This is a genomic window from Escherichia sp. E4702 (assembly GCF_963883545.1).
Lineage (GTDB): Bacteria > Pseudomonadota > Gammaproteobacteria > Enterobacterales > Enterobacteriaceae > Escherichia.
The window spans coordinates 21,946-48,196 of sequence record NZ_CAWORF010000015.1 but is presented as its reverse complement, the minus strand read 5'-3'; the positions used below and the strand labels follow the sequence as shown (position 1 = coordinate 48,196).

Genomic DNA, 26,251 nt, shown 5'->3' with positions numbered 1-26,251 from the left:
TCCGTCCTTACCAGTTCCAGAGTGTGCCATCTTCCAGACGTGCGACTGGCAGATAAGCGGGTTCGTAGGGGTATTTTGCTGCCAGCTTTTCATCAAACTCGATGCCAAGACCCGGTTTGTCGCCCGGATGCATATAGCCGTTATCGAAAGTCCAGTTATGCGGGAAGACTTCGAGCATTTGTTCTGAATAGCCCATATATTCCTGAACACCGAAATTCGGCACCCACAGATCAAAGTGCAGCGCCGCAGCCATGCAGACAGGCGACAAATCAGAAGGACCGTGTGAGCCAGTGCGTACCTGATACAGGGATGCGAAATCAGCGATCCGACGCATACCGGTGATGCCGCCCGCATGAGTCAGCGTAGTGCGGATATAGTCGATGAGTTGTTCTTCTATCAGTTGTTTGCAGTCCCAAATGCTATTGAAGACTTCACCCACCGCAATTGGCGTGACGGTGTGTTGGCGAATGAGGCGGAAACACTCCTGGTTTTCCGCAGGCGTCGGGTCTTCCATCCAGAACATGCGATAATCTTCAATGCTTTTACCAAAACGCGCCGCTTCAATAGGCGTTAAACGATGGTGCATGTCATGCAGCAGATGTTCATCAAAACCAAACTTGTTACGTACCGCGTCGAACAGTTTTGGCATGAAGTCGAGATATTTTTCCGTCGACCACAACTGCTCCTCCGGCCACTGCCCTTTTGTCGCAGGTTCATAAGCCAGCCCTTTGCCTTTGGACATGCCATAGGTGGTCTTCATGCCTGGAATGCCGCACTGTACGCGGATGGCTTTGAATCCCAGTTCCTGATGACGAGCATAATCATCCAGTGCCTCATCAATGGAGTGACCGGTTGTGTGACAATAAACCATAACCCCTTCGCGAGACGCGCCACCCAGTAACTGATAAAGCGGCATGTTGGCGGCTTTGGCTTTAATGTCCCACAGCGCCATATCAACAGCCGAAATGGCCGACATGGTGACTGGACCGCGACGCCAGTACGCCCCTTTATAGAAAAACTGCCAGATATCTTCGATACGGTGAGCATCGCGGCCAATGAGTTGTGGGCAAAGATGATCTTGCAGATAAGATGCTACCGAAAGCTCGCGTCCGTTAAGCGTGGCATCGCCAAGGCCGGTAATACCGTCCTCGGTGGTGATTTTTAAGGTGACAAAATTACGTCCTGGACAGGTGACAAAAACTTCAGCCCCTACGATCTTCATGTTTTATTCCTTGCATCGCTCGTCGTGATGCATGAAATCTACGCAGTCGAAGCACTACCATACAAGTATAAAAATTAAAAAAGACCAGAATGATCACAAAAAAAGGCGCATATTTGCGCCGTGAATACTTGACAAAAAGTGAAAAAAACACCGGCCTTCAGAACATGATTATTTATATCTTATTGATAAGATAGGTTTATATTCTTACGCACGTCCCCAGCCAGCAACAATAATCAACATCCCACATAGCGCGACCAATGCTCCTGTCCAATCGTAAAGACTGAGTTTTACGCCATCCACAACCCGCAGCCACAGCAGCGCCGTGCAAACATAAACGCCACCATAAGCGGCATACACTCGCCCACTGGCCGCCGGATGTAATGTTAACAGCCAGACGAAAAGCGCCAGGGAAATCCCCGCCGGAACCAGCAGCCATACGCTGGCGTTCCGTTTAAGCCATAGCCAGGGCAGGAAGCATCCGACAATTTCACACAAGGCGGTAGCAAAAAACAGTAACGTTGTTTTAATCATCTTTGTCACTCATTGACATCATGTATATTTATGGCTCGACATAATATCATCACCCTATACATCCTTCTGGTACGTTTTGCGTTCGCAGTGGATCGTGTAAAATCCCCTTTAAACATTCATGTAAGGAATGAATCATGAATATTACTTTCTGCAAACGGCTCGGACTGCTCGCTTTTCTGCTACCTTGCGCACTGGCATTTAGCGCAACGACTCATGCAGAAACCAATAAACTGGTGATTGAGTCTGGCGACAGCGCACAGAGTCGCCAACAGGCGACAATGCAAAAAGAGCAATGGAATGAAACTCGCAATCTGCGTCAAAAAGTCAATAAACGCACCGAGAAAGAATGGGATAAGGTTGACGCCGCATTCGATAGCCGCGATAAATGCGAACAAAGTGCCAACATTAATGCCTACTGGGAACCGAATACTTTACGTTGCCTGGACCGTCGTACAGGCCGCGTAATTACCCCCTAACCTGTTATTGATATAAGGAATGTAAGGACACGTTATGACAAGCGCCCACAGTGTTAAGCTACGTCCGCTGGAGCGTGAAGATTTACGCTATGTGCATCAACTCGACAATAACGCCAGTGTGATGCGTTACTGGTTTGAGGAACCCTACGAAGCCTTTGTTGAACTCTCTGATCTGTACGATAAACATATTCACGATCAGAGTGAGCGTCGTTTCGTGGTGGAGTGCGATGGTGAAAAAGCGGGTCTGGTGGAACTGGTTGAAATTAACCATGTCCACCGCCGCGCAGAATTTCAGATAATCATCTCCCCGGAATACCAGGGTAAAGGTCTGGCAACACGCGCAGCAAAATTAGCAATGGATTATGGCTTCACTGTTCTTAATCTCTATAAGCTGTATCTGATTGTCGATAAAGAAAATGAAAAAGCGATTCACATTTACCGTAAGCTCGGTTTTACGGTCGAAGGTGAACTGATGCATGAATTCTTTATTAATGGTCAATATCGCAATGCCATTCGCATGTGTATATTCCAGCATCAGTATCTGGCGGAACATAAAACGCCGGGTCAGGCAATGCTGAAGCCGACCGCGCAATAGCGTTAATAATAATCAATGGTATTTTTGATAGTGTAAACCCGTTCGACGGCGGGTTTTTCCGCTTCATCAACAATGATCAATTGGCAGTCCACCGGATTGGCGTGGCTGTCATATTCACAGCTTTGCTTAACATTACCCACTTGTTGATTATTCAGTAAAGTAACCGCCGTGTAATCGAGTTTTTTGATCGGATCAGTTGACGGTGTTGCAGTGACTGATAACGTTTTATCGTTGCTTACTGTGGTTTTACCCAGCGGATAGCCCTGTTCATCATACCTATAATCCACCTTCATCTGTTTGCTGCTGGCTTTAACTACAAAGCCATTATCATCAGTTTCCCAACTCACTCCGGCGGAAGGTAATTCTGCTAACTGACATTTACCCTGTAAACGTACTTTTTTCTCCAGTGTCTGCGCGTCACGGTAATAATTCGCATCCAGCACTAAGGCAACAACGGTATTATTTTCCAGATCCAATAATTCAAGCGAATCGAAGCAACCTTCTTCCGATAAGCTGCCTGAAACACGTTTCGTCACTTCCCCTTGTTCATTCATCAATGTCTGGGTGAAATCTTTAACCGGACCACGCAGCGGATCAAAATCAAATTCATTAGAGAAACTGGCCATCTCTGGCGTAAAAGAAAACGTCACTTCTGCGCGATCGCATCCTGTAAGCATTATCGCGAGCAAACATGGCAGTAATTTGAAATTCACTTTAGTCACCAGACAGTCGAGATTATTATCAATCATAGTAGTAAATACAGTAATTTACACGTGAAATGCTATGCTTAGTTAGTAATATTCATTTAAGGAGCCAATGATGAAAATCTCAACTTATTGCGCCGCGCTACTGCTCACAATTGCCTCACCCGCCGTGCTGGCCGCGCCAGATTCTTGTGAACGGATAAAGAGCGATATTTCACAGCGTATTATCAATAACGGTGTGCCAGAAAGTAGCTTTACTTTAAGTATTGTGCCGAATGATCAGGTCGATCAGCCTGACACCAGGGTGGTTGGCCATTGTGCCAATGATACGCATAAAATTCTCTATAACCGCACCACCAGCGGTAACAATTCTGCCCCTGCACAACCGACTCAGGATGGTGCACCTGCCGAACCGCAGTAAAAAGTATGATGGACGCTGGCGCGTCTTATCAGGTCTACATTCTGCAACGTGCTTGTGTTAGGGTTAACTCTCAAACCGGGCGGTGAGATGATCGGGCGAGCGCGATTTTATGGCCTGCACATGACGGTCGGAATGGCCGTCGCAGGTTAACAATTTGGTGCGGAGTAAGCCGCACGTTTCAGGATGATAGGAATGACGCATTTTTCACAACAAGATAATTTTTCTGTCGCGGCGCGCGTGCTGGGGGCGCTGTTTTATTACGCCCCAGAAAGCGAGGAAGCCGCGCCTCTGGTTTCTGCACTTACCAACGATGGCTGGGAAACTCAGTGGCCTCTGCCGCAAACTTCTTTAGTGCCGCTGGTAACGGCTTTTCAGCAACAAAGTGAAGAGTCGCGTGCGCAGGCCTGGCAGCGTTTATTCGTTGGCCCGTGGGCGTTGCCGTCCCCGCCGTGGGGATCGGTCTGGTTGGATCGTGAATCGGTACTGTTTGGCGATTCAACATTGGCACTTCGTCAATGGATGCGCGAAAAAGGCATTCAGTTTGAGATGAAGCAAAACGAACCTGAAGATCATTTTGGTTCCTTGCTACTGATGGCGGCCTGGCTGGCGGAGAACGGTCGTCAGACTGAGTGCGAAGAGTTGCTAGCGTGGCATCTTTTACCGTGGTCGACGCGCTTTCTCGAGGTGTTTATCGAAAAAGCAGAACACCCTTTTTACCGCACGCTTGGTGAACTGGCTCGCTTAACGCTGGCTGAGTGGCAGTCACAATTGCTGATTCCCGTCGCAGTTAAGCCACTGTTTCGTTAAGGTTCCCGTAGCATTACCGGATGGCGACATTAGCGCGCCATCCCATATCAAATAAGTTACAGTGTCACAGCATTTCCCCACTTAAAGCACGTACAGCTTTTGCGCCAGACGTCTTTTCCCGCAAAATAGATGCCCGTGTTTAAATTGCCATTTTTACTCATGCATCATCTACACCTTTACCCGGATCTGCGCACCCTGTTTCGTCGTCTGCTTATCGCAACGATAATCGGTATTCTCGCGGCGTTTGCCGTTGCCGGATTCCGTCATGCCATGCTGTTGCTGGAGTGGTTGTTCCTGAGCAATGATTCCGGGAGTCTGGTCAATGCTGCGACAAACCTTTCTCCGTGGCGACGCTTGTTAACTCCTGCGCTCGGCGGTCTGGTGGCAGGTTTATTGCTCATGGGCTGGCAGAGAGTTACGCAGCAACGACCCCATGCGCCGACCGATTATATGGAAGCGTTGCAGAGCGAGGGGCAGTTCGATTACGCAGCAAGCCTGGTAAAATCACTTGCCTCTCTGCTGGTGGTGACCAGCGGTAGCGCAATTGGCCGTGAAGGCGCGATGATTCTGCTGGCGGCTCTTGCTGCATCCTGGTTTGCCCAACGTTTTACGCCGCGTGAAGAGTGGAAATTATGGATTGCCTGCGGTGCTGCGGCAGGCATGGCAGCAGCCTATCGCGCACCGCTTGCCGGGAGTTTATTTATTGCCGAAGTGCTGTTTGGCACCATGATGCTGGCCTCTCTTGGCCCAGTGGTGATTTCAGCCGTGGTGGCATTGCTTGTCAGCAATCTTATTAATCACAGCGATGCATTGCTCTACAGCGTTCAGCTCGAGGTGACGCTGCATGTGCAGGACTATGCGCTAATTATCAGTACCGGCGTGCTGGCTGGTCTTTGCGGACCATTACTGTTGAAAATGATGAGCGCCAGTCATCAAGGTTTTGTTCACCTAAAACTGACGCCGCCCTGGCAGTTGGCGTTAGGGGGGGTGATCGTCGGCCTGCTTTCCCTGCTCACGCCTGCCGTATGGGGCAATGGTTATAGTACGGTGCAATCCTTTTTAACCACCCCACCACTGTTTACGGTCATTGCTGCGATCTTCATCTGCAAACTTTTTGCCGTGCTGGCCAGTAGCGGCTCCGGCGCGCCTGGCGGCGTGTTTACGCCAACGCTATTTATCGGGCTTGCAATTGGCATGCTGTATGGACGTAGCCTGGGGTTATGGCTTCCAGGCGGCGAAGAAATGACGCTTTTACTCGGACTAACAGGGATGGCAACACTGCTGGCTGCGACCACGCATGCGCCAATTATGTCAACATTGATGATATGTGAAATGACCGGGGAGTATCAGCTACTCCCCGGTTTATTGATTGCCTGCGTGATCGCGTCGGTAATGTCGCGGACCTTACACCCTGACTCTATCTACCGACAGCACACTACGCAGCATGGCTAAGCGGATGTATTGACCCAGTTCTCGCTGTTCAGCGCGGGGCAGATAAGGCAGTTCACCAATGAGCGGTGCTGGGAGTTTTTTACCCAGCACATCAATGATTTCAGCATAATGCGCTAACCCGGGGTTAATACGATTAGCCACCCAGCCAATGAGCGGCAGACCGTCGTTCGCAATCGCTTGTGCGGTCAGAAGCGCATGGTTAATACAGCCTTCCTGAATGCCCACCACCATCAACACCGGTAGCTGCTCCTGGACCACCCATTCAGAGAGCGGACGCAGATCATTCATCAGGCTGCGCCATCCGCCAGTCCCCTCAACGACAACATGATCAACTTTGTCGGTCAGGTTAGCCAGACCATTTGAAATGAGCGTGTAATTGATTGGACAACTGTGCGCCACGCTACTTTCTTCTTCGCTTAACGCAATGGGATTGACTGCTTCATAAGGCAGTTCAATTGATGAAACACTCTGCAACACCAGGGCATCTTTGTTACGCAGCCCCTCAGGTGTCTCTTTGCTCCCCTTCGCTACGGGTTTGTATCCCGCAACCGTTTTTCCCTGGGAGGCTAACGCTTGTAGCAATGCGCGGGAAACCACCGTTTTCCCTACAGAAGTGTCTGTACCTGTTATAAAGAAACGCTTCAGCATCACTAACTCCACCGTTATGCTTCACTAATATAAGCCAGGAAAATAATTCAACGTGGAAAGTCTAAGTTATGCTTTCTGCACTCAATTTGAGATAGCGCAAATTTTGGTAGAACAGTTAAAAAATGTTAACCCTGCAACAGACGAATCAGCAAAGATCCATTATATAGCGCATCTTTTACCAGCGCGGCCCCTGCCATTGTCCCCTGATTGGTGAACTGAGTGCTCTCAACGCTAATATGCTGGCTGTATGCTGGAAGCGCCTGCTGGCGGATGCTGTCAGAAATCACAGGGAACAGAATATTTGCCGCTTTGCTTAACGGCGAGCCAATCAGTATTTTTTGTGGGTTAAATAAATTAACCATGATGGCCAGAATGCGCCCAACATGCGCGCCTACGCCAGTGATAATATCCTTTGCCAGCAAGTCACCCTGCAACGCCGCATGGCATAATGAATCCACGCTCAAAGGCTGCCCGTGCAACATCGAACTCATTGACTGATTAAGGCGTAATTGCGCCAGTTCGAGGATGCTGTCCACACTGGCGATGGTTTCCAGACAACCGTGGTTACCGCAATAACAGCGTTTACCATACGGATCCACCTGGGTATGACCAATTTCTACCAGGCTACTGCTTCCGGCATGTAACAAGTGACCGTCGGTAATCACGCCCGCGCCAACATTGTGATCAATTACCACCTGAATCACATCGCGCGCCCCGCGAGAGGCTCCAAATAATGCCTCGGCCATCGTCCATGCACTAATATCATGCTGAATGTAAACCGGTACACCCGTGTGCTGCTCCAGCGCTTCGCCGAGCGGCATCTCTTTCACATCCTCGTAAAACGGCATCCGGTGCACAATACCATTTTCCGTATCAATAATTCCCGGCAAAGTAATGGCGATGGATGTCAGGCGTTCGAGTTTTTTCTGATGACGGATAAAAAACTGATCAATATGCGCAATGATACGTTCTAGCAAAGGCAATTCATCCTGAAGCGCCAGCTCCAGTGTCTCTTCCACCACCAGCTTGCTGCTTAAATCACGCAGGGCAAGAAAAATTAAACCACGACTGATGCGCAGAGAAAGATAATGCCAGGCTTCTGTTTCCACCACCAACCCCACCGCAGGGCGGCCACGGTTTCCCCCTTCTTTAATTTCTAACTCTTGCACCAGGTGCGCTTCTAGCATTTCGCGGACAATTTTGGTGATACTGGCGGGAGCCAGTTGCGCCATGCGGGAAAGGTCGATACGCGAAATGGGACCAAGCTGATCAATCAGGCGATAAACAGCACCCGCGTTGGTCTGCTTTATTTGATCAATATGTCCAGGCTGGTTTTCTGCAACCACCTTATACTCCCTATATTTTCGCGCTCCGAAATAATCTGTAGGCTATGGTGAAACACTTCAATGCGTGCCGTCAAATTTTTACTTAGCCATGTGATTAACAGCACACTTTTCGGGTTTTTTAGCTGAATTTTACCTCACCTGAGAGCATTCAGCAGCTGAATACGAAAGTTTCGCGCTGCAGGACTTTGTTCATGATGTGTCGGCCAGACCAACCACATTTCAGAAACCGCATCTTCTTCAGCAATAGGTATCCAACGCATTTCATTAAGCTGAACACGCTTAAATGAGGCGGGCAAAATCGAAACGCCCAAACCGGCAGACACAAGGCCAATGATGGTCATCGCCTCGCCCACTTCCTGGGTAATAACCGGTGTAAGATTGTAGCGTCGCATCAGGCCCAGAATGTCATCATAAAGCCCTGTCCCGACGTGAGGATCAAAGAAAACAAACGGCTCTTTTGCCAGTTCCGCCAACGTAACTACAGATTTACTGGCTAACGGATGATCGTGCGGAATCATCGCCATAAGCGGTTCATGCACAATTACCGCATGGTTCAACGTCTCCGGCAGCAAAGTATTGCGTAACAGTCCCATATCGAGCGTCCCTTCGATAAGGGGCGCAATTTGCTCGCGGGTATTCATCTCGCGCGTCTGCAAATGGACATCAGGAAATTCGCGGCGAAATAACGATAAGGTATCTGACACTGCGCGAATGAATGGCGCCGATGAGGTAAAACCAATGCGTAACTCTCCCGCCTCCCCCTGATGCAGTCGTTCTGCCCGCGCTGCGGCATCGTCTACCAGAGAAAGAATTTGACGACTATCGGCAAGAAATTGTTTGCCTGCAGCGGTGAGCGCGACGCTTCGATTGGTCCTGGCCAGCAGGCGCGCGCCAATTTGTTGCTCCAACGCCTGAATCTGTTGGCTTAGTGGCGGTTGAGAAATATTCAGGCGCGCAGCAGCACGACCAAAATGCAGTTCTTCCGCAACAGCAATGAAGTAACGTAGGTGACGCAATTCGATATTCATATTTCATACATATTATTTGAGACTATTAATATATTAGACATAACAATTCGATTTTCCTACTCTATTCCTGAGCTAACACAACGCGCATATTTAGTAAGGATTTCAAGTGAGTCGTACCACAACTGTTGATGGCGCTCCGGCAAGCGCCACTGACAAGCAAAACGTTTCCCAGCCAAACCTATTCATCAAACGCGGTACGCCGCAATTTATGCGCGTGACCCTGGCGCTTTTTTCTGCCGGACTGGCAACCTTCGCTCTTCTCTATTGTGTGCAACCTATCCTTCCGGTTCTTTCGCAGGAGTTTGGCTTAACACCCGCAAACAGTAGTATTTCACTGTCAATTTCAACGGCAATGTTGGCTATCGGATTGCTGTTTACTGGCCCGCTTTCCGATGCCATTGGTCGCAAGCCAGTGATGGTTACGGCGCTGTTATTGGCCTCCATCTGCACGTTACTTTCGACGATGATGACCAGCTGGCACGGCATTTTGGTGATGCGCGCCTTGATTGGCCTTTCATTAAGCGGCGTGGCTGCGGTGGGCATGACCTACCTTAGCGAAGAGATCCACCCGAGTTTTGTCGCCTTTTCGATGGGGTTGTACATCAGCGGTAACTCGATTGGCGGCATGAGCGGACGCTTAATTAGCGGTGTCTTCACCGATTTCTTCAACTGGCGAATTGCACTGGCAGCGATTGGCTGTTTCGCACTGGCCTCGGCGTTAATGTTCTGGAAAATTCTTCCAGAATCTCGCCATTTCCGCCCTTCCTCACTGCGCCCTAAAACACTGTTTATCAACTTCCGTCTGCACTGGCGCGACCAGGGATTGCCTTTATTATTCGCAGAAGGTTTTTTGCTGATGGGCTCATTCGTCACCCTGTTTAATTATATTGGCTATCGCTTGATGCTTTCCCCGTGGCATGTCAGCCAGGCGGTGGTGGGTTTATTATCGCTGGCCTATTTGACCGGTACCTGGAGTTCACCAAAAGCCGGAACCATGACCACCCGCTTCGGACGCGGTCCGGTGATGTTGTCTTCGACAGGTGTCATGCTTGTTGGCCTATTAATGACATTGTTCAGCTCGATATGGCTGATTTTTGCCGGGATGTTGCTCTTCTCCGCCGGATTCTTTGCTGCTCACTCGGTCGCCAGCAGCTGGATTGGCCCCCGTGCTAAACGCGCCAAAGGCCAGGCTTCCTCGCTGTATCTGTTCAGTTACTACGTGGGTTCAAGTATTGCCGGAACATTAGGTGGGGTCTTCTGGCATAACTACGGCTGGAACGGCGTTGGCGCCTTTATTGCGTCGATGCTGGTGGTCGCGATTATAGTGGGTACACGTTTGCACCATCGATTGCACGCCTGAAAAAATAAGCCCGGGCTGAGTAAAATACCCACACGGGCTTATTGTCTGCTCAACTCAACGTTAATAACCATCCTAAAATAGACGAAGCGCCAGCCAATTCCCGCAGCGCATCTAATGTCATCAGGATAATAAATACCCAAATTAGCGGATTCATTTACTGTGTGTCATTTATTGATGATGCAAAGTAATTCTACCGTTTTGGGAACAGAGAAATAGTAAACTTGATCAAGACTACTGATATTAGTAGGGAATTTACCTTAAGTCACATCGCGTTATTATTTACCAATTTACTTTGTACATATCGTTACATGCCGAAACCAACCACTCACGGAAGCCTCTCATTACCCGAGATATAGTCATTACATCGGCCCCGTAGTGGGGTTGCATAAAAAAACCAAATTGAGGGTATGACAATGAAAAAAGTATTAGCTCTGGTTGTTGCCGCTGCGATGAGTCTCTCTTCTGCCGCTTTTGCCGCAGAGACTGCGACCACACCTGCCCCTGCAACTACTGCCACCAAAGCTGCACCTGCAAAAACCATGCATCATAAAAAACAGCATAAAGCAGCACCTGCCCAAAAAGCGCAGGCGGCTAAAAAGCATCATAAAAAAGCGAAAACTGAACAGAAAGCTCCGGAACAAAAAGCACAAGCCGCGAAAAAACACACCAAGAAACACAGCCATCAGCAACCTGCAAAACCAGCTGCCCAACCAGCAGCTTAAGTTTTCAGCAGCAATAATGGCGCGCCCCCTCGCGCCTGAAAATTACGGTGCTAGACGGATAACGTTTAGCGCCGCCTTAAGCGGAGGGTACTATGGTGGGCCGTTATCGCTTTGAGTTCATTCTTATCATCCTTATTTTATGTGCATTGATTGCCACTCGCTTTTATCTTTTCTGATCGTAGTTATCTGATTTCACTCCCACTTTAATCCCGTCCCAGCTATAGTATTTATGAGGGTTTGCTTTTAATAATCATAATTACCCACCAGAGTGTGATATGCGTACAACCATTGCTGTAGTACTGGGTGCAATTAGTTTGACATCTGCATTGGTATTTGCAGATAAACCTGACAGTCCTGAATCGGCTAATGATGAAGTCAGCACCCTTTTTTTTGGTCATGATGATCGAGTGCCAGTAATTAACACGACCCAATCTCCGTGGGATGCGGTTGGGCAACTGGAGACTGCCAGTGGAAATCTCTGCACGGCCACCCTGATTGCGCCCAATCTCGCATTAACGGCGGGTCACTGTTTATTAACGCCGCCAAAAGGCAAACCAGACAAAGCAATTGCGCTGCGTTTTGTGTCGAATAAGGGGCTATGGCGCTATGAGATCCACAACATTGAAGGACGCGTTGATCCGACATTAGGTAAACGGTTAAAGGCTAATGGAGATGGCTGGATTGTCCCGCCTGCTGCCGCGCCGTGGGATTTTGGTTTGATTGTGCTGCGCAATCCGCCTTCTGGCATTACACCCTTACCACTTTTCGAGGGAGACAAAGCAGCACTCACCGCCGCATTAAAAACGGCAGGTCGTAAAGTGACCCAGGCAGGCTATCCCGAGGATCACCTGGATACGTTGTACAGTCATAAAAATTGCGAAGTGACTGGCTGGGCGCAAACGTCGGTGATGTCGCATCAGTGCGATACCCTACCGGGTGACAGCGGTTCGCCGCTAATGCTGCATACTGATGACGGCTGGCAGTTGATTGGCGTGCAAAGTTCGGCGCCTGCGGCTAAGGATCGCTGGCGGGCCGATAACCGGGCTATCTCTGTTACCGGCTTTCGCGACAAACTGGAAGAGTTATCCCGGCAATAGCGTTTAAATGCTGCCCGAAAATACGGGCAGCATAAACATCAGGCGAGTTTCACCATGATCATTCCGGCTAACAACAGGACCAGACCAACCCAGCCTTTGCGGTTTAACCGCTGACCAAACAGGACCCAACCGGCTGCTAATGTGGCGACAATACCAAACCCACCCCACAGCGCATACGCCACTGACAAGTCGATCCCTTTCACTGCCTGGGATAGTGCACTAAAAGCAGCAAGTACCGCCGCCAGCGACAGCAAGCCATAGACTTTACGGCGAAAGCCATCAGAAAATTTCAAAAAGACGTTAGCAATAATTTCCAGCACTATCGCCAGTGCCAACCAGGCGGCGTGAATCCATTCAAACTGAGCCATGATTCTGCTCCAGCGTAGATTTACGCACTTTACGTGTACCCGATTTAATCAATACAATCCCGGCAACCAGAGTTGTTAACCCGACAATTTTCATCAGCGATAAACTTTCATCAAATAACAGAACGCTAAACAGCGTAATAAATAAAATACCGATACCTTCCCACAGCGCATAGGCTACACCTAACGCAATTTTTTTAACGGCGAAAGAGAGAAGTATATATGACAGAGAAATCATCACCAGCATTAAAATAAACCCGCTGTTTCCATCACTGACGCTAGCCCATTTCATAGATAACGTGCCGGTAATTTCTGTGGCAATTGCCAGACCTAATAAAATCCAATAAAAATACATCGTCCTTCTCCTGCAAGAGAATTATTTTAATATTCGCATAATTCAGCGAAAGTAAAGTGGTCAAGCCCAGCGCATAGCGCAAGCTTCGGCAGAAGAAAGGACTAAAGCGCGTTGCGCCAGTGCTGCTCACCTGCGAGCAAGATAGTGGATGAGGTACGAAGATGGGTAAATGTAGAAAATAACGTCCTGAACAAATTGTCCATAAAATTACAATTATCCGCAGTGTTGCTTCTCGTCATCGCGGATGATAATTGTCCTCGGTAGTTGAACACGTCTGATTTGTATCATAGCTTAAGAATTAACTCAAAACATTTTCATTTCTTTACCTGAGTGGTTTGATTTTCGTTATAATGCCGCCGCTAAAAATAAAATATTATTAGCGAAGGAAGAATATACGGGGATAAGCATGGCAAAGCCGATCATCACACTCAATGGTCTAAAAATCGTCATAATGTTGGGAATGCTGGTCATTATTCTGTGCGGTATCCGGTTTGCCGCCGATATCATCGTCCCCTTTATCCTCTCGCTATTTATCGCGGTAATACTTAATCCTCTGGTACAACGCATGGTTCGCTGGCGAGTGCCGCGCGTACTGGCGGTGTCAATTTTGATGACCATTATCGTGATGGCGATGGTGTTAATGCTGGCCTATCTCGGTTCAACACTCAATGAACTGACCCGCACTTTGCCACAGTATCGCAGCTCAATCATAAAACCCCTGCAGGCTCTGGAACCTTTATTACAGCGCGTGGGGATTGATGTCTCAGTTGACCAACTGGCGCATTACATTGATCCGAACTCGGCAATGACGTTGCTCACCAACTTACTGACTCAGTTATCTAATGCCATGTCGTCAATATTTTTATTGTTGCTGACGGTGTTGTTTATGCTGCTCGAAGTGCCGCAACTGCCCGGTAAACTCCAGCAAATGATGGCGCGTCCGGTTGAAGGGATGGCGGCAATACAGCGCGCGATTGACAGTGTGTCGCATTACCTGGTACTAAAAACGGCTATCAGCATCGTCACCGGACTGGTCGCCTGGGCGATGCTCGCTGCACTGGATGTTCGCTTTGCTTTTGTCTGGGGATTGCTGGCCTTTGCGCTTAATTACATACCCAATATTGGTTCAGTTCTGGCAGCGATTCCCCCTATCGCTCAGGTACTGGTGTTTAATGGTTTCTACGAGGCGTTACTTGTACTGGCGGGATATCTGCTGATTAATTTGGTCTTCGGCAATATTCTGGAGCCACGCATTATGGGGCGCGGGTTAGGACTTTCCACACTGGTGGTTTTTTTGTCATTAATTTTTTGGGGATGGTTGTTAGGTCCCGTGGGAATGCTGCTTTCTGTGCCGTTGACGATTATTGTCAAAATTGCACTTGAGCAAACGGCGGGAGGCCAAAGCATCGCCGTTCTGTTAAGCGATCTCAATAAAGAGTGACGGCCTCCGTAGAGGCCGTTGAGGTTACAGAGCTTTGAGGATTGCATCCACGCTGGCTTTGGCGTCACCAAACAGCATGTGGGTGTTCTCCTTGAAGAACAGCGGGTTTTGCACGCCAGCATAGCCGGTGTTCATCGAGCGTTTAAAGACAATCACGTTCTGCGCTTTCCACACTTCCAGAACAGGCATGCCAGCAATCGGGCTCTTCGGATCGTCCTGTGCCGCCGGGTTAACCGTATCGTTGGCACCAATCACCAGTACGGTATCGGTATCAGCGAAGTCATCGTTGATTTCGTCCATTTCCAGCACGATGTCATACGGTACTTTCGCTTCCGCCAGCAACACGTTCATATGCCCTGGCAAACGGCCCGCAACCGGGTGAATCCCGAAGCGCACGTTGATACCGCGCGCACGCAGTTTCTCGGTGATTTCTGCGACCGGATACTGTGCCTGCGCTACCGCCATGCCGTACCCAGGAGTAATGATTACTGAGTGCGAGTTTTTCAGCAGCTCCGCCGTCTCTTCTGCGGTGATTTCGCGGTGCTCGCCCACTTCCTGATCATCGCCGGTAGAGGAACCATCAGTGCCGAAACCGCCCGCAATGACGCTGATAAAGGAACGGTTCATCGCCTTACACATAATGTAAGAAAGGATGGCACCAGAAGAACCGACCAGCGCACCGGTCACAATCAGCAGGTCATTACTGAGCATAAAGCCCGCCGCTGCCGCCGCCCAACCGGAGTAGGAGTTCAGCATCGACACCACCACTGGCATATCTGCACCACCGATGGAAGCCACCAAATGCCAACCGAAGACCAGCGCTATAGCGGTCATTATCAGCAATGCCAGCACCTGCAAGCCAACACTATCGGTACGAACAAACACCATCAACAGCAGGAAGGAAACGACCAATGCAGCCAGGTTCATTTTATGGCGGTTTGGCAGCATCAACGGTTTAGACGAAATCTTTCCGCACAGCTTACCGAACGCCACAACCGAACCGGTAAAGGTTACCGCACCAATAAAGATGCCAAGGAACACTTCCGTCAGGTGAATATTGGCCAGAATCGGTGCCATTCCCGCGTCATGATGCAGATAGCTGTTAAAGCCAACCAGCACCGCCGCCAGCCCCACGAAGCTATGCAGGATCGCCACCAGTTCCGGCATTTCGGTCATTTCGACTTTCTTCGCCAGACGGATACCAATCGCGCCACCAATGACCATTGCAACCAGGATCCAGCCAACATTGCCAGTATCCGGCCCGAAGATAGTTGCAATTAACGCAATCGCCATCCCGGCAATACCGAGGTTGTTACCACGGCGAGACGTTTCATGTTTAGAAAGCCCGGCCAGACTGAAGATAAACAGGATCGCGGCAACAATGTATGCAGCTGTAACTAATCCTCCAGACATATGTTACCCCTTAGTTTTTGCGAAACATTTTCAGCATGCGCTGAGTCACGGTAAAGCCACCGAAAATATTAATGCTGGCGATAAGCACCGCGATAAAACTAAGGAAGCTAACCCAGCCGCCCTGGCCAATCTGCAATAGAGCTCCGACAACAATAATCCCTGAAATCGCGTTAGTAACCGACATCAGCGGCGTATGCAACGCGTGGGAGACATTCCACACCACGTAATAACCTACGACGCAGGCCAGCGCGAAAACGGTAAAGTGCCCGAGGAATTCTTTCGGTGCTACGCTTGCCAACCAGCCGAAAAGGATGATTGCCAGCGCCATCAGCGCGTATTTACGCCACGGTGAGCAGGCGCATTTTTCTTCGGTTTTAACATCAGGTGCCGCTTTCTGTGCTGCCTGCGGTTGGACTGAAACCTGAATCGGCGGCGCCGGCCAGGTAATTTCGCCAGAACGGATCACGGTCACGCCGCGAATCACCACATCATCAAAATCAACCGTTATATTGCCGTCTTTCTCTTTGCACAACAGTTTCAGCAGATTGACAAGGTTGGTGCCGTAAAGCTGTGAGGATTGCGTCGGCAGGCGACCAGGAAGATCGGTGTAGCCAATCACTTTGACGCCATTCTCCGTGGTGAAGATTTCACCCGGCACGGTGTATTCACAGTTACCACCGTTTTGGGCTGCCAGGTCGACAATCACACTACCCGACTTCATAGAATCAACCATTTCACGGGTAATCAGTTTCGGTGCTGGTTTGCCTGGAATAAGCGCAGTGGTCACAATGATATCGACCTCTTTTGCCTGGGCGGCAAAGAGTTCCATTTCTGCTTTGATGAACGCTTCCGACATCACTTTGGCGTAACCATCGCCACTACCTGCTTCCTCTTTAAAATCCAGCTCGAGGAACTCCGCGCCCATACTTTGAACTTGTTCTTTCACTTCCGGGCGAGTATCAAATGCACGCACAATTGCGCCGAGGCTGTTTGCTGCGCCAATGGCGGCCAGACCAGCAACACCCGCACCAATCACCATCACTTTTGCGGGCGGCACTTTACCTGCTGCGGTGATTTGCCCGGTAAAGAAACGCCCAAACTCATGAGCCGCTTCAACAATGGCGCGATAGCCGGCGATATTCGCCATCGAACTTAATGCATCAAGCGATTGCGCGCGAGAAATGCGTGGTACAGAGTCCATCGCCATCACCGTCACGTTACGCTCCGCGAGTTTTTGCATTAACTCCGGATTCTGCGCGGGCCAGATGAAGCTCACCAGCGTGGTTCCCGGATTGAGTAACGCAATTTCATCATCTAACGGCGCATTGACCTTCAGAATGATCTCTGACTGCCAGACGTTATTCCCTTCTACAATTTCGGCGCCCACTTGCACAAACGCTTTATCGTCAAAACTAGCCAGTTGACCTGCGCCGCTCTCTACCGCGACGGTAAAACCTAGTTTCAGCAACTGCTCCACTGTTTTTGGCGTTGCTGCAACACGGGTTTCATTGGTTAACCGTTCTCTTGGTATGCCAATTCGCATGATATTCCCTTCCATCGGTTCTATTGATGATGGTTTGCCTGTGTTTTTGATACACAAGCCGCTCATGTACGAGCTAAATGTTACTCCGTTAAAATAAATTAGTAACAAACGCCTATAACGTACTGAAAATAATGCCTGTGATCTAGCGTCAAAAATCAGTATTTCGGCGTGAACTCGCAAAATATTAACGATTCAGCCTTGATAGCGGGATAAACACCATAGAACACAGGATAATGGGCGATAATTGTCTTTGATAATCAGGTAAAACATGAGATATCACCGACGCCAGCCACCGGTTAACATTAAATTAACTTATACAATTCAGCCAGTTCAGTCATTCTTCTGTTATTGTGGCTATTTTTTAAGCACGGACGCTCATTCGAGCAGATTTAAAATCAAATCAAGAAGTCTGATATGAAAAAATCACGCAGACAGTTACACACTTTAAATGCAATAATCAGCCACGTTTCTCGTTAATAACAATACCAGTACCTGGTTTGCGCAAGGCGAAGGATTATTTTTATGAAGCTTAAGAACACCCTCCTGGCGTCGGCACTGCTTTCTGCTACGGCATTTTCCGTTAACGCAGCAACAGAACTGACACCGGAGCAAGCGGCAGCGGTTAAACCTTTTGACCGTGTAGTGGTTACCGGTCGTTTTAATGCCATTGGCGAAGCGGTTAAAGCCGTTTCCCGTCGCGCTGATAAAGAAGGCGCCGCCTCTTTTTATGTTGTCGACACTTCAGATTTCGGTAACAGCGGTAACTGGCGTGTAGTTGCCGATCTTTATAAAGCCGATGCTGAAAAAGCAGAAGCTGATAAGAATCGCGTTTTTAATGGCGTTATTGAACTGCCTAAAGACCAGGCTGTTTTGATCGAACCGTATGACACCGTTACCGTCCAGGGCTTCTTCCGCAGCCAACCGGAAGTGAACGATGCCATCACCAAAGCAGCAAAAGCGAAAGGTGCCTACTCTTACTACATCGTTCGCCAGATAGATGCCAACCAGGGCGGCAACCAGCGTATTACTGCGTTCATCTACAAACAAGATGCTAAAAAACGCATCGTCCAGAGCCCGGATGTGATCCCTGCGGATTCTGATGCTGGTCGCGCGGCACTGGCCGCAGGTGGCGAAGCCGCGAAGAAAGTTGAAATCCCGGGCGTTGCCACCACTGCATCACCAAGTGCTGAAGTTGGTCGTTTCTTTGAAACTCAGTCCTCAAAAGGCGGACGTTACACTGTCACGCTTCCTGACGACACCAAAGTAGAAGAACTGAACAAAGCGACCGCAGCAATGATGGTCCCGTTCGATAGCATTAAGTTCTCGGGTAACTACGGCAACATGACCGAAGTCTCCTACCAGGTTGCTAAACGTGCCGCGAAGAAAGGTGCTAAGTATTACCACATCACCCGCCAGTGGCAGGAACGTGGTAACAACCTGACCATCAGTGCAGACCTGTATAAATAAATAACTATTCAGTATCACATTAAGGCGGCTTTATGCCGCCTTTCAGATTTTTAGCTACAAATTTTCCCGCAACCATTGCATGCCGCCACTTCTCTTCGTAAAATCCCGCGCTTTAGTGGCATTCACCATTTTTATGCGTTTTGCCCTAATATTTATTCTTCTGAACACGTTTTAAACACTGGATATCGATGGAAAAGAAACTGGGACTGAGCGCACTCACCGCGCTGGTATTAAGCTCAATGCTGGGCGCGGGTGTTTTCAGTCTGCCGCAAAATATGGCGGCGGTTGCCAGCCCGGCAGCACTGCTCATCGGCTGGGGTATTACTGGCGCTGGCATCTTATTGCTGGCCTTTGCCATGCTGATCCTGACACGCATTCGTCCCGACCTTGACGGTGGTATTTTTACCTATGCACGGGAAGGATTTGGCGAGTTAATCGGCTTCTGCTCCGCATGGGGATACTGGCTATGTGCGGTTATCGCCAACGTCTCTTATTTGGTTATCGTCTTTTCCGCATTGAGTTTCTTCACCGATACGCCGGAACTACGCCTGTTTGGCGATGGTAACACCTGGCAATCGATCGTCGGTGCATCGGCATTGTTGTGGATTGTTCACTTTTTGATTCTGCGCGGCGTACAAACCGCCGCCAGCATTAACCTAGTGGCGACACTGGCAAAATTATTGCCGCTTGGTTTGTTTATTGTGCTGGCGATGATGATGTTCAAACTGGACACCTTCAAGCTCGACTTTACAGGCCTTGCGCTTGGCGTGCCGGTATGGGAACAGGTGAAAAACACCATGCTAATCACACTGTGGGTATTCATTGGTGTGGAAGGTGCGGTGGTTGTTTCTTCACGGGCGCGGAATAAACATGATGTTGGCAAAGCAACGCTTCTGGCGGTGCTTTCTGCACTGGGCGTTTATTTATTGGTCACGCTGCTTTCGCTGGGGGTCGTTGCTCGTCCTGAACTGGCTGAGATTCGTAACCCGTCTATGGCCGGTCTGATGGTGAAAATGATGGGGCCGTGGGGCGAGATTATCATCGCTGCCGGATTGATCGTTTCTGTTTGTGGCGCGTATTTAAGCTGGACCATTATGGCGGCAGAAGTCCCCTTCCTGGCAGCTACCCATAAGGCATTCCCGCGTATTTTTGCGCGCCAGAATGCACAAGCAGCGCCGTCTGCCTCGCTGTGGCTGACCAACATCTGCGTGCAAATTTGTCTGGTGCTGATTTGGCTGACTGGTTCCGATTACAACACGTTGCTGACCATCGCCTCAGAAATGATTCTGGTGCCCTATTTCCTGGTTGGCGCGTTCTTGTTGAAAATCGCTACTCGTCCGCTGCATAAAGCGGTAGGTGTCGGTGCTTGCATTTATGGCTTATGGTTATTATATGCTTCGGGCCCAATGCATCTGTTGTTGTCCGTCGTTCTGTATGCGCCAGGGCTGCTGGTTTTCCTGTACGCGCGTAAAACGCATACACATGATAATGTACTGAATCGTCAGGAAATGGTGCTGATTGGCATGCTGTTAATTGCCGCAGTTCCGGCAACCTGGATGCTGGTGGGATAACGTTCGTCCCATCGTATGCTTGCAAAGGAGATTAACGATGGGGAAAACCCAGCCCTTGCCAATATTAATCACTGGTGGAGGCCGTCGCATCGGCCTCGCTCTCGCCTGGCATTTCATTCATCAAAAGCAACCGGTGATTGTCAGCTATCGAACGCACTATCCTGCCATTGATGGACTGATTAATGCGGGTGCGCAGTATATTCAGGCTGATTTTTCAACGAACGACGGCGTGATGGCGTTTGCCGATGAAGTGTTAAAAACCACCCACGGCCTGCGTGCCATTTTGCATAACGCCAGTGCGTGGATGGCAGAAAAACCAGGTACGCCACTGACTGATGTTCTGGCCTGCATGATGCAGATCCATGTTAATACCCCTTACCTGCTCAACCATGCGCTGGAAAGATTACTGCGCGGTCACGGACACGCCGCCAGCGATATCATTCACTTCACCGATTATGTGGTGGAGCGCGGAAGCGACAAACATATTGCCTATGCTGCAAGTAAAGCGGCACTGGATAATATGACCCGTTCGTTTGCCCGCAAGCTGGCACCGGAAGTGAAAGTGAATTCTATTGCGCCATCGCTGATCCTGTTTAACGAGCATGATGATGCCGAATATCGCCAACAGGCGCTGAATAAATCACTGATGAAAACCGCGCCTGGTGAGAAAGAAGTTATCGATCTTGTCGATTACTTACTCACCAGTTGCTTTGTAACCGGACGCAGTTTCCCGCTTGATGGCGGTCGTCATTTGCGTTAATGCAGCTTCATCCAGCAAATAATTAGCACCCATGCGCTTAACCCCCAGCACGCAACAGAACCCACAAAAGCAGCGGGCAAGCGCATGATTCCGGTGAAATACCACAACGACGCCAGATAAACAAAATAGGGAATAATCGACCACATACTGAAAACGATTGTGGCGCGTAAAGCTTCAATGCCGCGTTCACTGACAACAATATAATGCGCGATAAGCGCAAAGGTCGGGAAAAGCGGGATCAGCCCGGCGATATAGTAATTTTTCGTTTTTGCTAATACACCAATCAACACCACCACCAGCGCACCAAGCGCGGCTTTGATTACCAGCCCCATTGTTTTACCTTAACACTTCCATAACAAGTCATCTGTAGAATACCCGATGCAACCTTGTTTAGAAACGATTGATAGTAAGTAAAATCAGCGCGGTGTATTGTGACGTTTTTATATCTGCCGTGAATAATATGAACACTATCGTTTTTGTGGAAGATGACACAGAAGTTGGTTCACTGATTGCCGCGTACCTGGCAAAGCATGATATGCAGGTTACCGTGGAACCGCGCGGCGACCATGCCGAAGAGACAATTCTGCGGGAAAATCCGGATCTGGTGCTGCTCGATATCATGCTGCCTGGCAAAGACGGAATGTCCATCTGCCGCGATTTACGCGCAAAGTGGTCCGGGCCGATTGTTCTGCTGACCTCTCTCGATAGCGATATGAACCACATTCTGGCGCTGGAAATGGGCGCCTGCGACTATATTCTCAAAACAACGCCCCCCGCTGTTCTGTTGGCGCGTTTACGTTTACATTTGCGCCAGAACGAACAAGCGACGCTGACCAAAGGTATTCAGGAAACGTCTCTGACACCTTACAAACCATTGCATTTCGGTACGTTAACTATCGACCCCATCAACCGCGTAGTGACGCTTGCTAACCATGAGATTTCCCTCTCGACGGCTGATTTTGAATTGTTATGGGAATTAGCCACCCATGCCGGACAAATTATGGACCGGGATGCGCTGCTGAAGAATTTACGCGGCGTCAGTTATGACGGGCTGGATCGTAGCGTGGATGTAGCTATTTCGCGGTTACGAAAAAAACTGCTCGATAACGCTGCCGAACCCTACCGCATTAAAACCGTGCGTAACAAAGGCTATCTTTTTGCGCCTCATGCGTGGGAATAAGCGATGAAAAAACTGTTTATCCAGTTTTATCTTTTGCTGTTTGTCTGCTTTCTGGTGATGTCTCTGCTGGTTGGCCTGGTGTACAAATTTACCGCCGAACGCGCGGGCAAACAGTCACTGGATGATTTGATGAACAGTTCGCTGTATCTGATGCGTAGCGAATTACGCGAGATCCCTCCGCACGACTGGGGAAAAACGCTGAAGGAGATGGATTTAAATCTCTCTTTCGATCTGCGCGTCGAGCCGCTGAGTAAATATCATCTCGATAATAACGCCATGCACCGATTGCGTGGCGGAGAGATTGTTGCTCTGGATGATCAGTACACCTTTTTACAGCGTATCCCGCGCAGCCACTACGTTCTCGCCGTGGGTCCCGTTCCTTATCTTTATTTCCTCCATCAAATGCGTTTGCTGGATATCGTGCTGATCGCCTTTATTGCCATCTCCCTCGCCTTTCCGGTGTTTATCTGGATGCGTCCGCACTGGAAAGACATGTTAAAACTGGAAGCGGCGGCGCAACGATTCGGCGATGGGCATCTCAATGAACGTATTCACTTTGATGATGGTTCAAGCTTTGAACGACTTGGCGTGGCGTTTAACCAGATGGCGGACAATATCAACGCGTTGATTGCCAGTAAAAAGCAGCTTATCGATGGCATTGCCCATGAACTGCGAACGCCATTAGTGCGCCTGCGTTATCGGCTGGAGATGAGCGACAACCTGAACGCCATAGAGTCCCAGGCCTTGAATCGCGATATCAGTCAACTGGAAGCTTTAATTGAAGAACTGCTGACTTATGCCCGGCTCGATCGCCCACAAAATGAACTGCATCTTAGCGAACCAGACCTGCCGTTGTGGCTGTCAACACATCTGCAAGATATTCAGGCCGTGACCCCCGACAAAACGGTACGGATAAAAACGATCACGCCAGGTAATTACGCGGCACTGGATATGCGCTTAATGGAGCGCGTGCTGGATAACTTACTCAACAACGCCCTGCGCTACTGCCATTCAACCGTTGAAACCAGCCTGCTACTGGCAGGAAACAGAGCAACATTGATTGTTGAAGATGATGGTCCGGGAATTGCGGCAGAAAATCGCGAGCATATCTTTGAACCCTTTGTTCGCCTCGATCCCAGCCGGGACCGTGCAACTGGTGGCTGTGGGCTGGGGCTGGCGATTGTCCACTCCATCGCTCTGGCAATGGGCGGTACGGTCAATTGTGACACTAGCGAACTGGGGGGCGCCCGCTTCTCGTTCAGCTGGCCACTGTGGCACAACATCCCGCAATTTACTTCTGCCTGACACCAAACGCACGGTGGTTAAGTTGTCGTCAATGTGCTATAAATAAAGTATGTTGTAACTAAAGTGGTAATTTTATGGCCCGTTACGATCTTGTTGACCGACTCAATACGACTTTTCGCCAGATGGAACAAGAACTGGCAGCGTTTGCCGCTGAACTTGAACAGCACAAGTTGCTGGTTGCCCGCGTGTTCTCGTTACCGGAGGTCAAAAAGGAGGATGAGCATAATCCGCTTAATCGCATTGAGGTTAAGCAACATCTCGGGAAAGAAGCGCAGGCGCTGGCACTACGTCATTTCCGCCATTTGTTTATTCAACAACAGTCCGAAAATCGCAGCAGCAAGGCGGCTGTTCGTCTGCCTGGCGTGTTGTGCTATCAGGTCGATAACCTTTCACAAACGGCGCTGGCAAGTCATATACAGCGCATCAATCAACTTAAAACCACTTTCGAGCATATCGTCACGGTTGAGTCAGAACTGCCTACGGCAGCGCGTTTTGAATGGGTACATCGTCATTTGCCGGGGCTGATTACCCTTAATGCTTATCGCACGCTCACCGTTCTGCACGACCCCGCCACTTTACGTTTTGGCTGGGCGAATAAACATATCATTAAAAATTTGCATCGTGATGAGGTGCTGGCGCAGTTGGAAAAGAGCCTGAAATCGCCACGTAGCGTTGCACCGTGGACGCGCGAGGAGTGGCAGGGAAAACTGGAACGCGAGTATCAGGATATTGCCGCCCTGCCACAGGACGCGAAGTTAAAAATCAAACGTCCGGTGAAGGTTCAGCCAATTGCCCGTGTCTGGTACAAGGGGGATCAAAAACAAGTTCAGCACGCCTGCCCGACACCGCTTATCGCGCTGATTAATCGGGATAATGGCGCAGGCATGCCAGACGTTGGTGAGCTGTTAAATTACGATGCCGACAATGTTCAGCATCGTTTTAAACCCCAGGCGCAGCCGCTTCGTTTGATCATTCCCCGGCTGCACCTGTATGTTGCAGATTAACGCCCTGCTTTCATACTGCCGACCATCTGTTCTGGTCGTACCCAGCTATCAAACTCGGCTTCGCTAAGATAGCCCAGCGCAAGGGCGGCTGCTTTTAAGGTCAGCCCTTCTTTATGCGCTTTTTTGGCGATCTCCGCAGCTTTGTCATAGCCAATATGGGTGTTTAGCGCGGTCACCAGCATCAGCGATTCATTGAGCAATTGATTGATACGCTCACGATTCGGCTCTATTCCCACCGCGCAGTGTTTGTTAAAACTTTCCATGCCATCTGCCAGCAAGCGCACCGATTGCAGGAAATTGTGGATCACCATCGGACGGAAGACGTTCAGTTCGAAGTTACCAGAAGCGCCGCCGATGTTGATTGCCACGTCATTCCCCATCACCTGGCAGCAAAGCATGGTTAATGCTTCACACTGCGTTGGGTTCACTTTTCCCGGCATGATTGAACTGCCCGGCTCATTTTCCGGGATTGAGATTTCGCCAATGCCGCAACGCGGGCCAGAGGCCAGCCAGCGGACATCATTGGCAATTTTCATCAGTGACGCCGCCAATCCTTTTAACGCACCGTGCGCCTGAACCAGCGCATCACAGGTCGCCAGTGCTTCAAATTTGTTCGGTGCGGTAACAAACGGCGCACAGGTAATGACCGAAAGCTCGTCCGCCACGCGACGGGCATACTCCGGATGGGTGTTCAGCCCCGTCCCTACAGCAGTCCCCCCCAGCGCCAGTTCCGCTACGTGAGGCAGGCTGTATTCGATATGTTTGAGGTTATGCTCCAGCATCGCTACCCAGCCGGAAATCTCCTGCCCTAAGGTCAGCGGCGTGGCGTCCTGCAAGTGGGTACGACCAATTTTGACGATATCAGCATACGCGCGGGATTTCTCATTCAGAGTTTGTGTCAGTTGTTTAAGTTGTGGAATGAGTTGCTTACGCAGCGCCAGCAGCGCCGCAACGTGCATTGCTGTTGGAAAGACATCATTGGAACTCTGGCTTTTGTTCACATCGTCGTTAGGGTGAACTTTACGCTCCATCCCGCGCACGCCGCCGAGCAGTTCACTCGCCCGATTGGCCAGCACTTCGTTCATATTCATATTGCTTTGCGTGCCGGAACCGGTCTGCCAGATTGCCAGCGGGAATTCGTCGTCATGCAGCCCCGCCAGTACTTCATCCGCCGCCTGCCGAATGGCACTCGCTTTCTCTTCAGACAGCAAGCCTAAATCTTCATTAACTTTTGCCGCTGCGCGCTTGGTTAGCGCCAGCGCATGAATCAGTGAGGTTGGCATTTTCTCCGTCGAAATGCGGAAATGCTCCAGCGAGCGTTGAGTTTGTGCGCCCCACAGCTTATCTGCCGGGACATCGATCGCACCCATCGAATCTTTTTCGCTGCGTACTGTTTTCATGGCCTGCTCCTCACCTGATTAATTTTTTTCTTCTTTGC

At 49.7% G+C, this 26,251-nt stretch carries 30 protein-coding genes and 1 pseudogene; 17 read left to right on the top strand and 14 right to left on the bottom strand.

The window, feature by feature from the left end; translation table 11 throughout:
* Nucleotides 1–7 precede the first annotated feature (7 nt).
* Both rspA and AACU94_RS08585 read right to left on the bottom strand, forming a co-directional pair.
* Entirely contained in the window at nucleotides 8–1,222 is a 1,215-nt protein-coding gene (gene rspA, locus AACU94_RS08590) for a starvation-sensing protein RspA (RefSeq protein ID WP_135489273.1), read from the bottom strand.
* A 204-nt stretch (nucleotides 1,223–1,426) separates the two neighbouring features.
* Complete coding sequence (locus AACU94_RS08585) at nucleotides 1,427–1,753, bottom strand: YnfA family protein (RefSeq protein WP_064529976.1); 327 nt, start codon at nucleotides 1,751–1,753, stop codon at nucleotides 1,427–1,429.
* A gap of 134 nt (nucleotides 1,754–1,887) precedes the next feature.
* Here AACU94_RS08585 and AACU94_RS08580 point away from each other — a divergent pair, with 134 nt between their 5' ends.
* Both AACU94_RS08580 and speG read left to right on the top strand, forming a co-directional pair.
* Complete coding sequence (locus tag AACU94_RS08580; RefSeq protein WP_130219077.1) at nucleotides 1,888–2,229, top strand: DUF1283 family protein; 342 nt, start codon at nucleotides 1,888–1,890, stop codon at nucleotides 2,227–2,229.
* Between the two features lie 34 nt (nucleotides 2,230–2,263).
* Nucleotides 2,264–2,824 carry a spermidine N1-acetyltransferase gene (speG, locus tag AACU94_RS08575; protein WP_064529978.1) on the top strand — a complete coding sequence of 187 codons (561 nt, stop codon included), beginning with the start codon at nucleotides 2,264–2,266 and terminating at the stop codon, nucleotides 2,822–2,824.
* Nucleotides 2,825–2,826: 2 nt separating this feature from the next.
* Here speG and AACU94_RS08570 read toward each other — a convergent pair whose 3' ends face one another.
* Nucleotides 2,827–3,537: a YnfC family lipoprotein gene (locus tag AACU94_RS08570; RefSeq protein WP_130209287.1), complete on the bottom strand. Its 711-nt coding sequence runs from the start codon at nucleotides 3,535–3,537 to the stop codon at nucleotides 2,827–2,829.
* A gap of 106 nt (nucleotides 3,538–3,643) precedes the next feature.
* On the opposite strand from AACU94_RS08570, the gene AACU94_RS08565 reads away from it, so the two are divergent.
* The 4 genes and pseudogenes from AACU94_RS08565 (at nucleotide 3,644) to clcB (ending at nucleotide 6,208) form a co-directional block, all read left to right on the top strand.
* Nucleotides 3,644–3,949 carry a DUF1161 domain-containing protein gene (locus tag AACU94_RS08565; RefSeq protein ID WP_135405926.1) on the top strand — a complete coding sequence of 102 codons (306 nt, stop codon included), beginning with the start codon at nucleotides 3,644–3,646 and terminating at the stop codon, nucleotides 3,947–3,949.
* A 51-nt stretch (nucleotides 3,950–4,000) separates the two neighbouring features.
* Nucleotides 4,001–4,099: pseudogene (locus AACU94_RS08560) on the top strand (dimethylsulfoxide reductase); the annotation flags it as partial.
* Between the two features lie 42 nt (nucleotides 4,100–4,141).
* Nucleotides 4,142–4,756, top strand: coding sequence for a Tat proofreading chaperone DmsD (gene dmsD / locus AACU94_RS08555; protein WP_135489272.1), 615 nt, complete (start codon nucleotides 4,142–4,144; stop codon nucleotides 4,754–4,756).
* Between the two features lie 159 nt (nucleotides 4,757–4,915).
* The gene (gene clcB / locus AACU94_RS08550) at nucleotides 4,916–6,208 is read left to right on the top strand and encodes a voltage-gated ClC-type chloride channel ClcB (protein WP_135489317.1); all 1,293 of its coding nucleotides are present in this window, start codon (nucleotides 4,916–4,918) and stop codon (nucleotides 6,206–6,208) included.
* Here the strand turns inward: clcB and bioD are convergent.
* The 3 genes from bioD to AACU94_RS08535 all read right to left on the bottom strand — a co-directional run bounded on the left by bioD (nucleotide 6,161) and on the right by AACU94_RS08535 (nucleotide 9,230).
* Nucleotides 6,161–6,856 carry a dethiobiotin synthase gene (gene bioD, locus AACU94_RS08545; RefSeq protein WP_130209293.1) on the bottom strand — a complete coding sequence of 232 codons (696 nt, stop codon included), beginning with the start codon at nucleotides 6,854–6,856 and terminating at the stop codon, nucleotides 6,161–6,163. The genes clcB and bioD overlap by 48 nt on opposite strands.
* Before the next feature lie 125 nt (nucleotides 6,857–6,981).
* Nucleotides 6,982–8,202 carry a sugar metabolism global transcriptional regulator Mlc gene (gene mlc / locus AACU94_RS08540; protein WP_130219069.1) on the bottom strand — a complete coding sequence of 407 codons (1,221 nt, stop codon included), beginning with the start codon at nucleotides 8,200–8,202 and terminating at the stop codon, nucleotides 6,982–6,984.
* Between the two features lie 134 nt (nucleotides 8,203–8,336).
* Nucleotides 8,337–9,230 carry a LysR family transcriptional regulator gene (locus AACU94_RS08535; protein ID WP_130219067.1) on the bottom strand — a complete coding sequence of 298 codons (894 nt, stop codon included), beginning with the start codon at nucleotides 9,228–9,230 and terminating at the stop codon, nucleotides 8,337–8,339.
* 106 nt (nucleotides 9,231–9,336) lie between these two features.
* Between AACU94_RS08535 and AACU94_RS08530 the strand changes: the two genes are divergently transcribed.
* Nucleotides 9,337–10,590, top strand: a complete 1,254-nt coding sequence (locus tag AACU94_RS08530) for an MFS transporter (protein ID WP_130219065.1) — start codon at nucleotides 9,337–9,339, stop codon at nucleotides 10,588–10,590.
* A 49-nt stretch (nucleotides 10,591–10,639) separates the two neighbouring features.
* Here the strand turns inward: AACU94_RS08530 and AACU94_RS24700 are convergent, their stop codons facing one another.
* Nucleotides 10,640–10,744, bottom strand: a complete 105-nt coding sequence (locus tag AACU94_RS24700) for a KPN_01571 family protein (protein WP_214251103.1) — start codon at nucleotides 10,742–10,744, stop codon at nucleotides 10,640–10,642.
* A gap of 259 nt (nucleotides 10,745–11,003) precedes the next feature.
* Here AACU94_RS24700 and asr point away from each other — a divergent pair, with 259 nt between their 5' ends.
* The 3 genes from asr to AACU94_RS08515 all read left to right on the top strand — a co-directional run bounded on the left by asr (nucleotide 11,004) and on the right by AACU94_RS08515 (nucleotide 12,409).
* Nucleotides 11,004–11,312, top strand: coding sequence for an acid resistance repetitive basic protein Asr (asr, locus tag AACU94_RS08525; RefSeq protein WP_214678558.1), 309 nt, complete (start codon nucleotides 11,004–11,006; stop codon nucleotides 11,310–11,312).
* Between the two features lie 92 nt (nucleotides 11,313–11,404).
* Nucleotides 11,405–11,488, top strand: a complete 84-nt coding sequence (locus AACU94_RS08520; RefSeq protein ID WP_000233091.1) for a hypothetical protein — start codon at nucleotides 11,405–11,407, stop codon at nucleotides 11,486–11,488.
* A gap of 99 nt (nucleotides 11,489–11,587) precedes the next feature.
* Nucleotides 11,588–12,409, top strand: a complete 822-nt coding sequence (locus AACU94_RS08515) for a trypsin-like serine peptidase (RefSeq protein WP_130209303.1) — start codon at nucleotides 11,588–11,590, stop codon at nucleotides 12,407–12,409.
* A 38-nt stretch (nucleotides 12,410–12,447) separates the two neighbouring features.
* Here the strand turns inward: AACU94_RS08515 and mdtI are convergent, their stop codons facing one another.
* From mdtI to AACU94_RS24695, 3 genes are all read right to left on the bottom strand, one after another.
* Nucleotides 12,448–12,777 carry a multidrug/spermidine efflux SMR transporter subunit MdtI gene (mdtI, locus tag AACU94_RS08510; RefSeq protein ID WP_130219061.1) on the bottom strand — a complete coding sequence of 110 codons (330 nt, stop codon included), beginning with the start codon at nucleotides 12,775–12,777 and terminating at the stop codon, nucleotides 12,448–12,450.
* Complete coding sequence (gene mdtJ, locus AACU94_RS08505; protein ID WP_130209307.1) at nucleotides 12,764–13,129, bottom strand: multidrug/spermidine efflux SMR transporter subunit MdtJ; 366 nt, start codon at nucleotides 13,127–13,129, stop codon at nucleotides 12,764–12,766. Before mdtJ ends, mdtI begins: the two co-directional genes overlap by 14 nt.
* Nucleotides 13,130–13,230: 101 nt before the next feature.
* Entirely contained in the window at nucleotides 13,231–13,401 is a 171-nt protein-coding gene (locus tag AACU94_RS24695) for a protein YdgV (RefSeq protein WP_130209309.1), read from the bottom strand.
* A gap of 134 nt (nucleotides 13,402–13,535) precedes the next feature.
* On the opposite strand from AACU94_RS24695, the gene tqsA reads away from it, so the two are divergent.
* On the top strand, nucleotides 13,536–14,570 hold the full coding sequence (tqsA, locus tag AACU94_RS08500; RefSeq protein ID WP_130209311.1) for an AI-2 transporter TqsA: 1,035 nt from the start codon (nucleotides 13,536–13,538) through the stop codon (nucleotides 14,568–14,570).
* A 24-nt stretch (nucleotides 14,571–14,594) separates the two neighbouring features.
* Here tqsA and pntB read toward each other — a convergent pair whose 3' ends face one another.
* Together pntB and pntA are read right to left on the bottom strand one after the other, a co-directional pair.
* On the bottom strand, nucleotides 14,595–15,983 hold the full coding sequence (gene pntB / locus AACU94_RS08495; RefSeq protein ID WP_130219057.1) for a Re/Si-specific NAD(P)(+) transhydrogenase subunit beta: 1,389 nt from the start codon (nucleotides 15,981–15,983) through the stop codon (nucleotides 14,595–14,597).
* Between the two features lie 10 nt (nucleotides 15,984–15,993).
* A complete protein-coding gene (pntA, locus tag AACU94_RS08490; protein ID WP_135489271.1) occupies nucleotides 15,994–17,526 on the bottom strand; it encodes a Re/Si-specific NAD(P)(+) transhydrogenase subunit alpha in 1,533 nt (510 codons plus the stop codon).
* Between the two features lie 522 nt (nucleotides 17,527–18,048).
* Between pntA and ydgH the strand changes: the two genes are divergently transcribed.
* The 3 genes from ydgH (at nucleotide 18,049) to folM (ending at nucleotide 21,324) form a co-directional block, all read left to right on the top strand.
* Nucleotides 18,049–18,993 (top strand): DUF1471 family protein YdgH, encoded by a 945-nt coding sequence (ydgH, locus tag AACU94_RS08485; protein WP_135489270.1) that lies wholly within the window; start codon nucleotides 18,049–18,051, stop codon nucleotides 18,991–18,993.
* 188 nt (nucleotides 18,994–19,181) lie between these two features.
* Entirely contained in the window at nucleotides 19,182–20,564 is a 1,383-nt protein-coding gene (locus AACU94_RS08480; RefSeq protein ID WP_130209319.1) for an amino acid permease, read from the top strand.
* 37 nt (nucleotides 20,565–20,601) lie between these two features.
* Complete coding sequence (gene folM, locus AACU94_RS08475) at nucleotides 20,602–21,324, top strand: dihydromonapterin reductase (RefSeq protein WP_135489269.1); 723 nt, start codon at nucleotides 20,602–20,604, stop codon at nucleotides 21,322–21,324.
* Here the strand turns inward: folM and AACU94_RS08470 are convergent.
* A complete protein-coding gene (locus AACU94_RS08470) occupies nucleotides 21,321–21,656 on the bottom strand; it encodes a GlpM family protein (protein ID WP_130209323.1) in 336 nt (111 codons plus the stop codon). The two genes, folM and AACU94_RS08470, sit on opposite strands and share 4 nt — an antisense overlap.
* Nucleotides 21,657–21,784: 128 nt before the next feature.
* On the opposite strand from AACU94_RS08470, the gene rstA reads away from it, so the two are divergent.
* From rstA to tus, 3 genes are all read left to right on the top strand, one after another.
* Entirely contained in the window at nucleotides 21,785–22,504 is a 720-nt protein-coding gene (rstA, locus tag AACU94_RS08465; protein WP_130209325.1) for a two-component system response regulator RstA, read from the top strand.
* Between the two features lie 3 nt (nucleotides 22,505–22,507).
* Nucleotides 22,508–23,809 (top strand): two-component system sensor histidine kinase RstB, encoded by a 1,302-nt coding sequence (gene rstB, locus AACU94_RS08460; protein ID WP_130260602.1) that lies wholly within the window; start codon nucleotides 22,508–22,510, stop codon nucleotides 23,807–23,809.
* A gap of 74 nt (nucleotides 23,810–23,883) precedes the next feature.
* Entirely contained in the window at nucleotides 23,884–24,813 is a 930-nt protein-coding gene (gene tus / locus AACU94_RS08455; protein WP_130219049.1) for a DNA replication terminus site-binding protein, read from the top strand.
* On the opposite strand, the gene fumC is transcribed toward tus, so the two are convergent.
* A complete protein-coding gene (gene fumC, locus AACU94_RS08450) occupies nucleotides 24,810–26,213 on the bottom strand; it encodes a class II fumarate hydratase (protein ID WP_135489268.1) in 1,404 nt (467 codons plus the stop codon). The two genes, tus and fumC, sit on opposite strands and share 4 nt — an antisense overlap.
* Nucleotides 26,214–26,251 lie beyond the last annotated feature (38 nt).

Excerpts from the sequence above, each read along its gene's own strand:
- bioD (WP_130209293.1), bottom strand. The coding sequence starts at position 6,856 with ATGCTGAAGCGTTTCTTTATAACAGGTACAGACACTTCTGTAGGGAAA.
- folM (WP_135489269.1), top strand. The coding sequence starts at position 20,602 with ATGGGGAAAACCCAGCCCTTGCCAATATTAATCACTGGTGGAGGCCGT.
- mdtI (WP_130219061.1), bottom strand. The coding sequence starts at position 12,777 with ATGGCTCAGTTTGAATGGATTCACGCCGCCTGGTTGGCACTGGCGATA.
- AACU94_RS08470 (WP_130209323.1), bottom strand. The coding sequence starts at position 21,656 with ATGGGGCTGGTAATCAAAGCCGCGCTTGGTGCGCTGGTGGTGGTGTTG.
- dmsD (WP_135489272.1), top strand. The coding sequence starts at position 4,142 with ATGACGCATTTTTCACAACAAGATAATTTTTCTGTCGCGGCGCGCGTG.
- tus (WP_130219049.1), top strand. The coding sequence starts at position 23,884 with ATGGCCCGTTACGATCTTGTTGACCGACTCAATACGACTTTTCGCCAG.
- AACU94_RS24700 (WP_214251103.1), bottom strand. The coding sequence starts at position 10,744 with ATGAATCCGCTAATTTGGGTATTTATTATCCTGATGACATTAGATGCG.
- mdtJ (WP_130209307.1), bottom strand. The coding sequence starts at position 13,129 with ATGTATTTTTATTGGATTTTATTAGGTCTGGCAATTGCCACAGAAATT.
- asr (WP_214678558.1), top strand. The coding sequence starts at position 11,004 with ATGAAAAAAGTATTAGCTCTGGTTGTTGCCGCTGCGATGAGTCTCTCT.
- AACU94_RS08585 (WP_064529976.1), bottom strand. The coding sequence starts at position 1,753 with ATGATTAAAACAACGTTACTGTTTTTTGCTACCGCCTTGTGTGAAATT.
- AACU94_RS08535 (WP_130219067.1), bottom strand. The coding sequence starts at position 9,230 with ATGAATATCGAATTGCGTCACCTACGTTACTTCATTGCTGTTGCGGAA.
- ydgH (WP_135489270.1), top strand. The coding sequence starts at position 18,049 with ATGAAGCTTAAGAACACCCTCCTGGCGTCGGCACTGCTTTCTGCTACG.
- rstB (WP_130260602.1), top strand. The coding sequence starts at position 22,508 with ATGAAAAAACTGTTTATCCAGTTTTATCTTTTGCTGTTTGTCTGCTTT.
- rspA (WP_135489273.1), bottom strand. The coding sequence starts at position 1,222 with ATGAAGATCGTAGGGGCTGAAGTTTTTGTCACCTGTCCAGGACGTAAT.
- AACU94_RS08580 (WP_130219077.1), top strand. The coding sequence starts at position 1,888 with ATGAATATTACTTTCTGCAAACGGCTCGGACTGCTCGCTTTTCTGCTA.
- AACU94_RS08520 (WP_000233091.1), top strand. The coding sequence starts at position 11,405 with ATGGTGGGCCGTTATCGCTTTGAGTTCATTCTTATCATCCTTATTTTA.
- tqsA (WP_130209311.1), top strand. The coding sequence starts at position 13,536 with ATGGCAAAGCCGATCATCACACTCAATGGTCTAAAAATCGTCATAATG.
- fumC (WP_135489268.1), bottom strand. The coding sequence starts at position 26,213 with ATGAAAACAGTACGCAGCGAAAAAGATTCGATGGGTGCGATCGATGTC.
- AACU94_RS08515 (WP_130209303.1), top strand. The coding sequence starts at position 11,588 with ATGCGTACAACCATTGCTGTAGTACTGGGTGCAATTAGTTTGACATCT.
- speG (WP_064529978.1), top strand. The coding sequence starts at position 2,264 with ATGACAAGCGCCCACAGTGTTAAGCTACGTCCGCTGGAGCGTGAAGAT.
- AACU94_RS08480 (WP_130209319.1), top strand. The coding sequence starts at position 19,182 with ATGGAAAAGAAACTGGGACTGAGCGCACTCACCGCGCTGGTATTAAGC.
- rstA (WP_130209325.1), top strand. The coding sequence starts at position 21,785 with ATGAACACTATCGTTTTTGTGGAAGATGACACAGAAGTTGGTTCACTG.
- clcB (WP_135489317.1), top strand. The coding sequence starts at position 4,916 with ATGCATCATCTACACCTTTACCCGGATCTGCGCACCCTGTTTCGTCGT.
- AACU94_RS08565 (WP_135405926.1), top strand. The coding sequence starts at position 3,644 with ATGAAAATCTCAACTTATTGCGCCGCGCTACTGCTCACAATTGCCTCA.
- pntB (WP_130219057.1), bottom strand. The coding sequence starts at position 15,983 with ATGTCTGGAGGATTAGTTACAGCTGCATACATTGTTGCCGCGATCCTG.
- pntA (WP_135489271.1), bottom strand. The coding sequence starts at position 17,526 with ATGCGAATTGGCATACCAAGAGAACGGTTAACCAATGAAACCCGTGTT.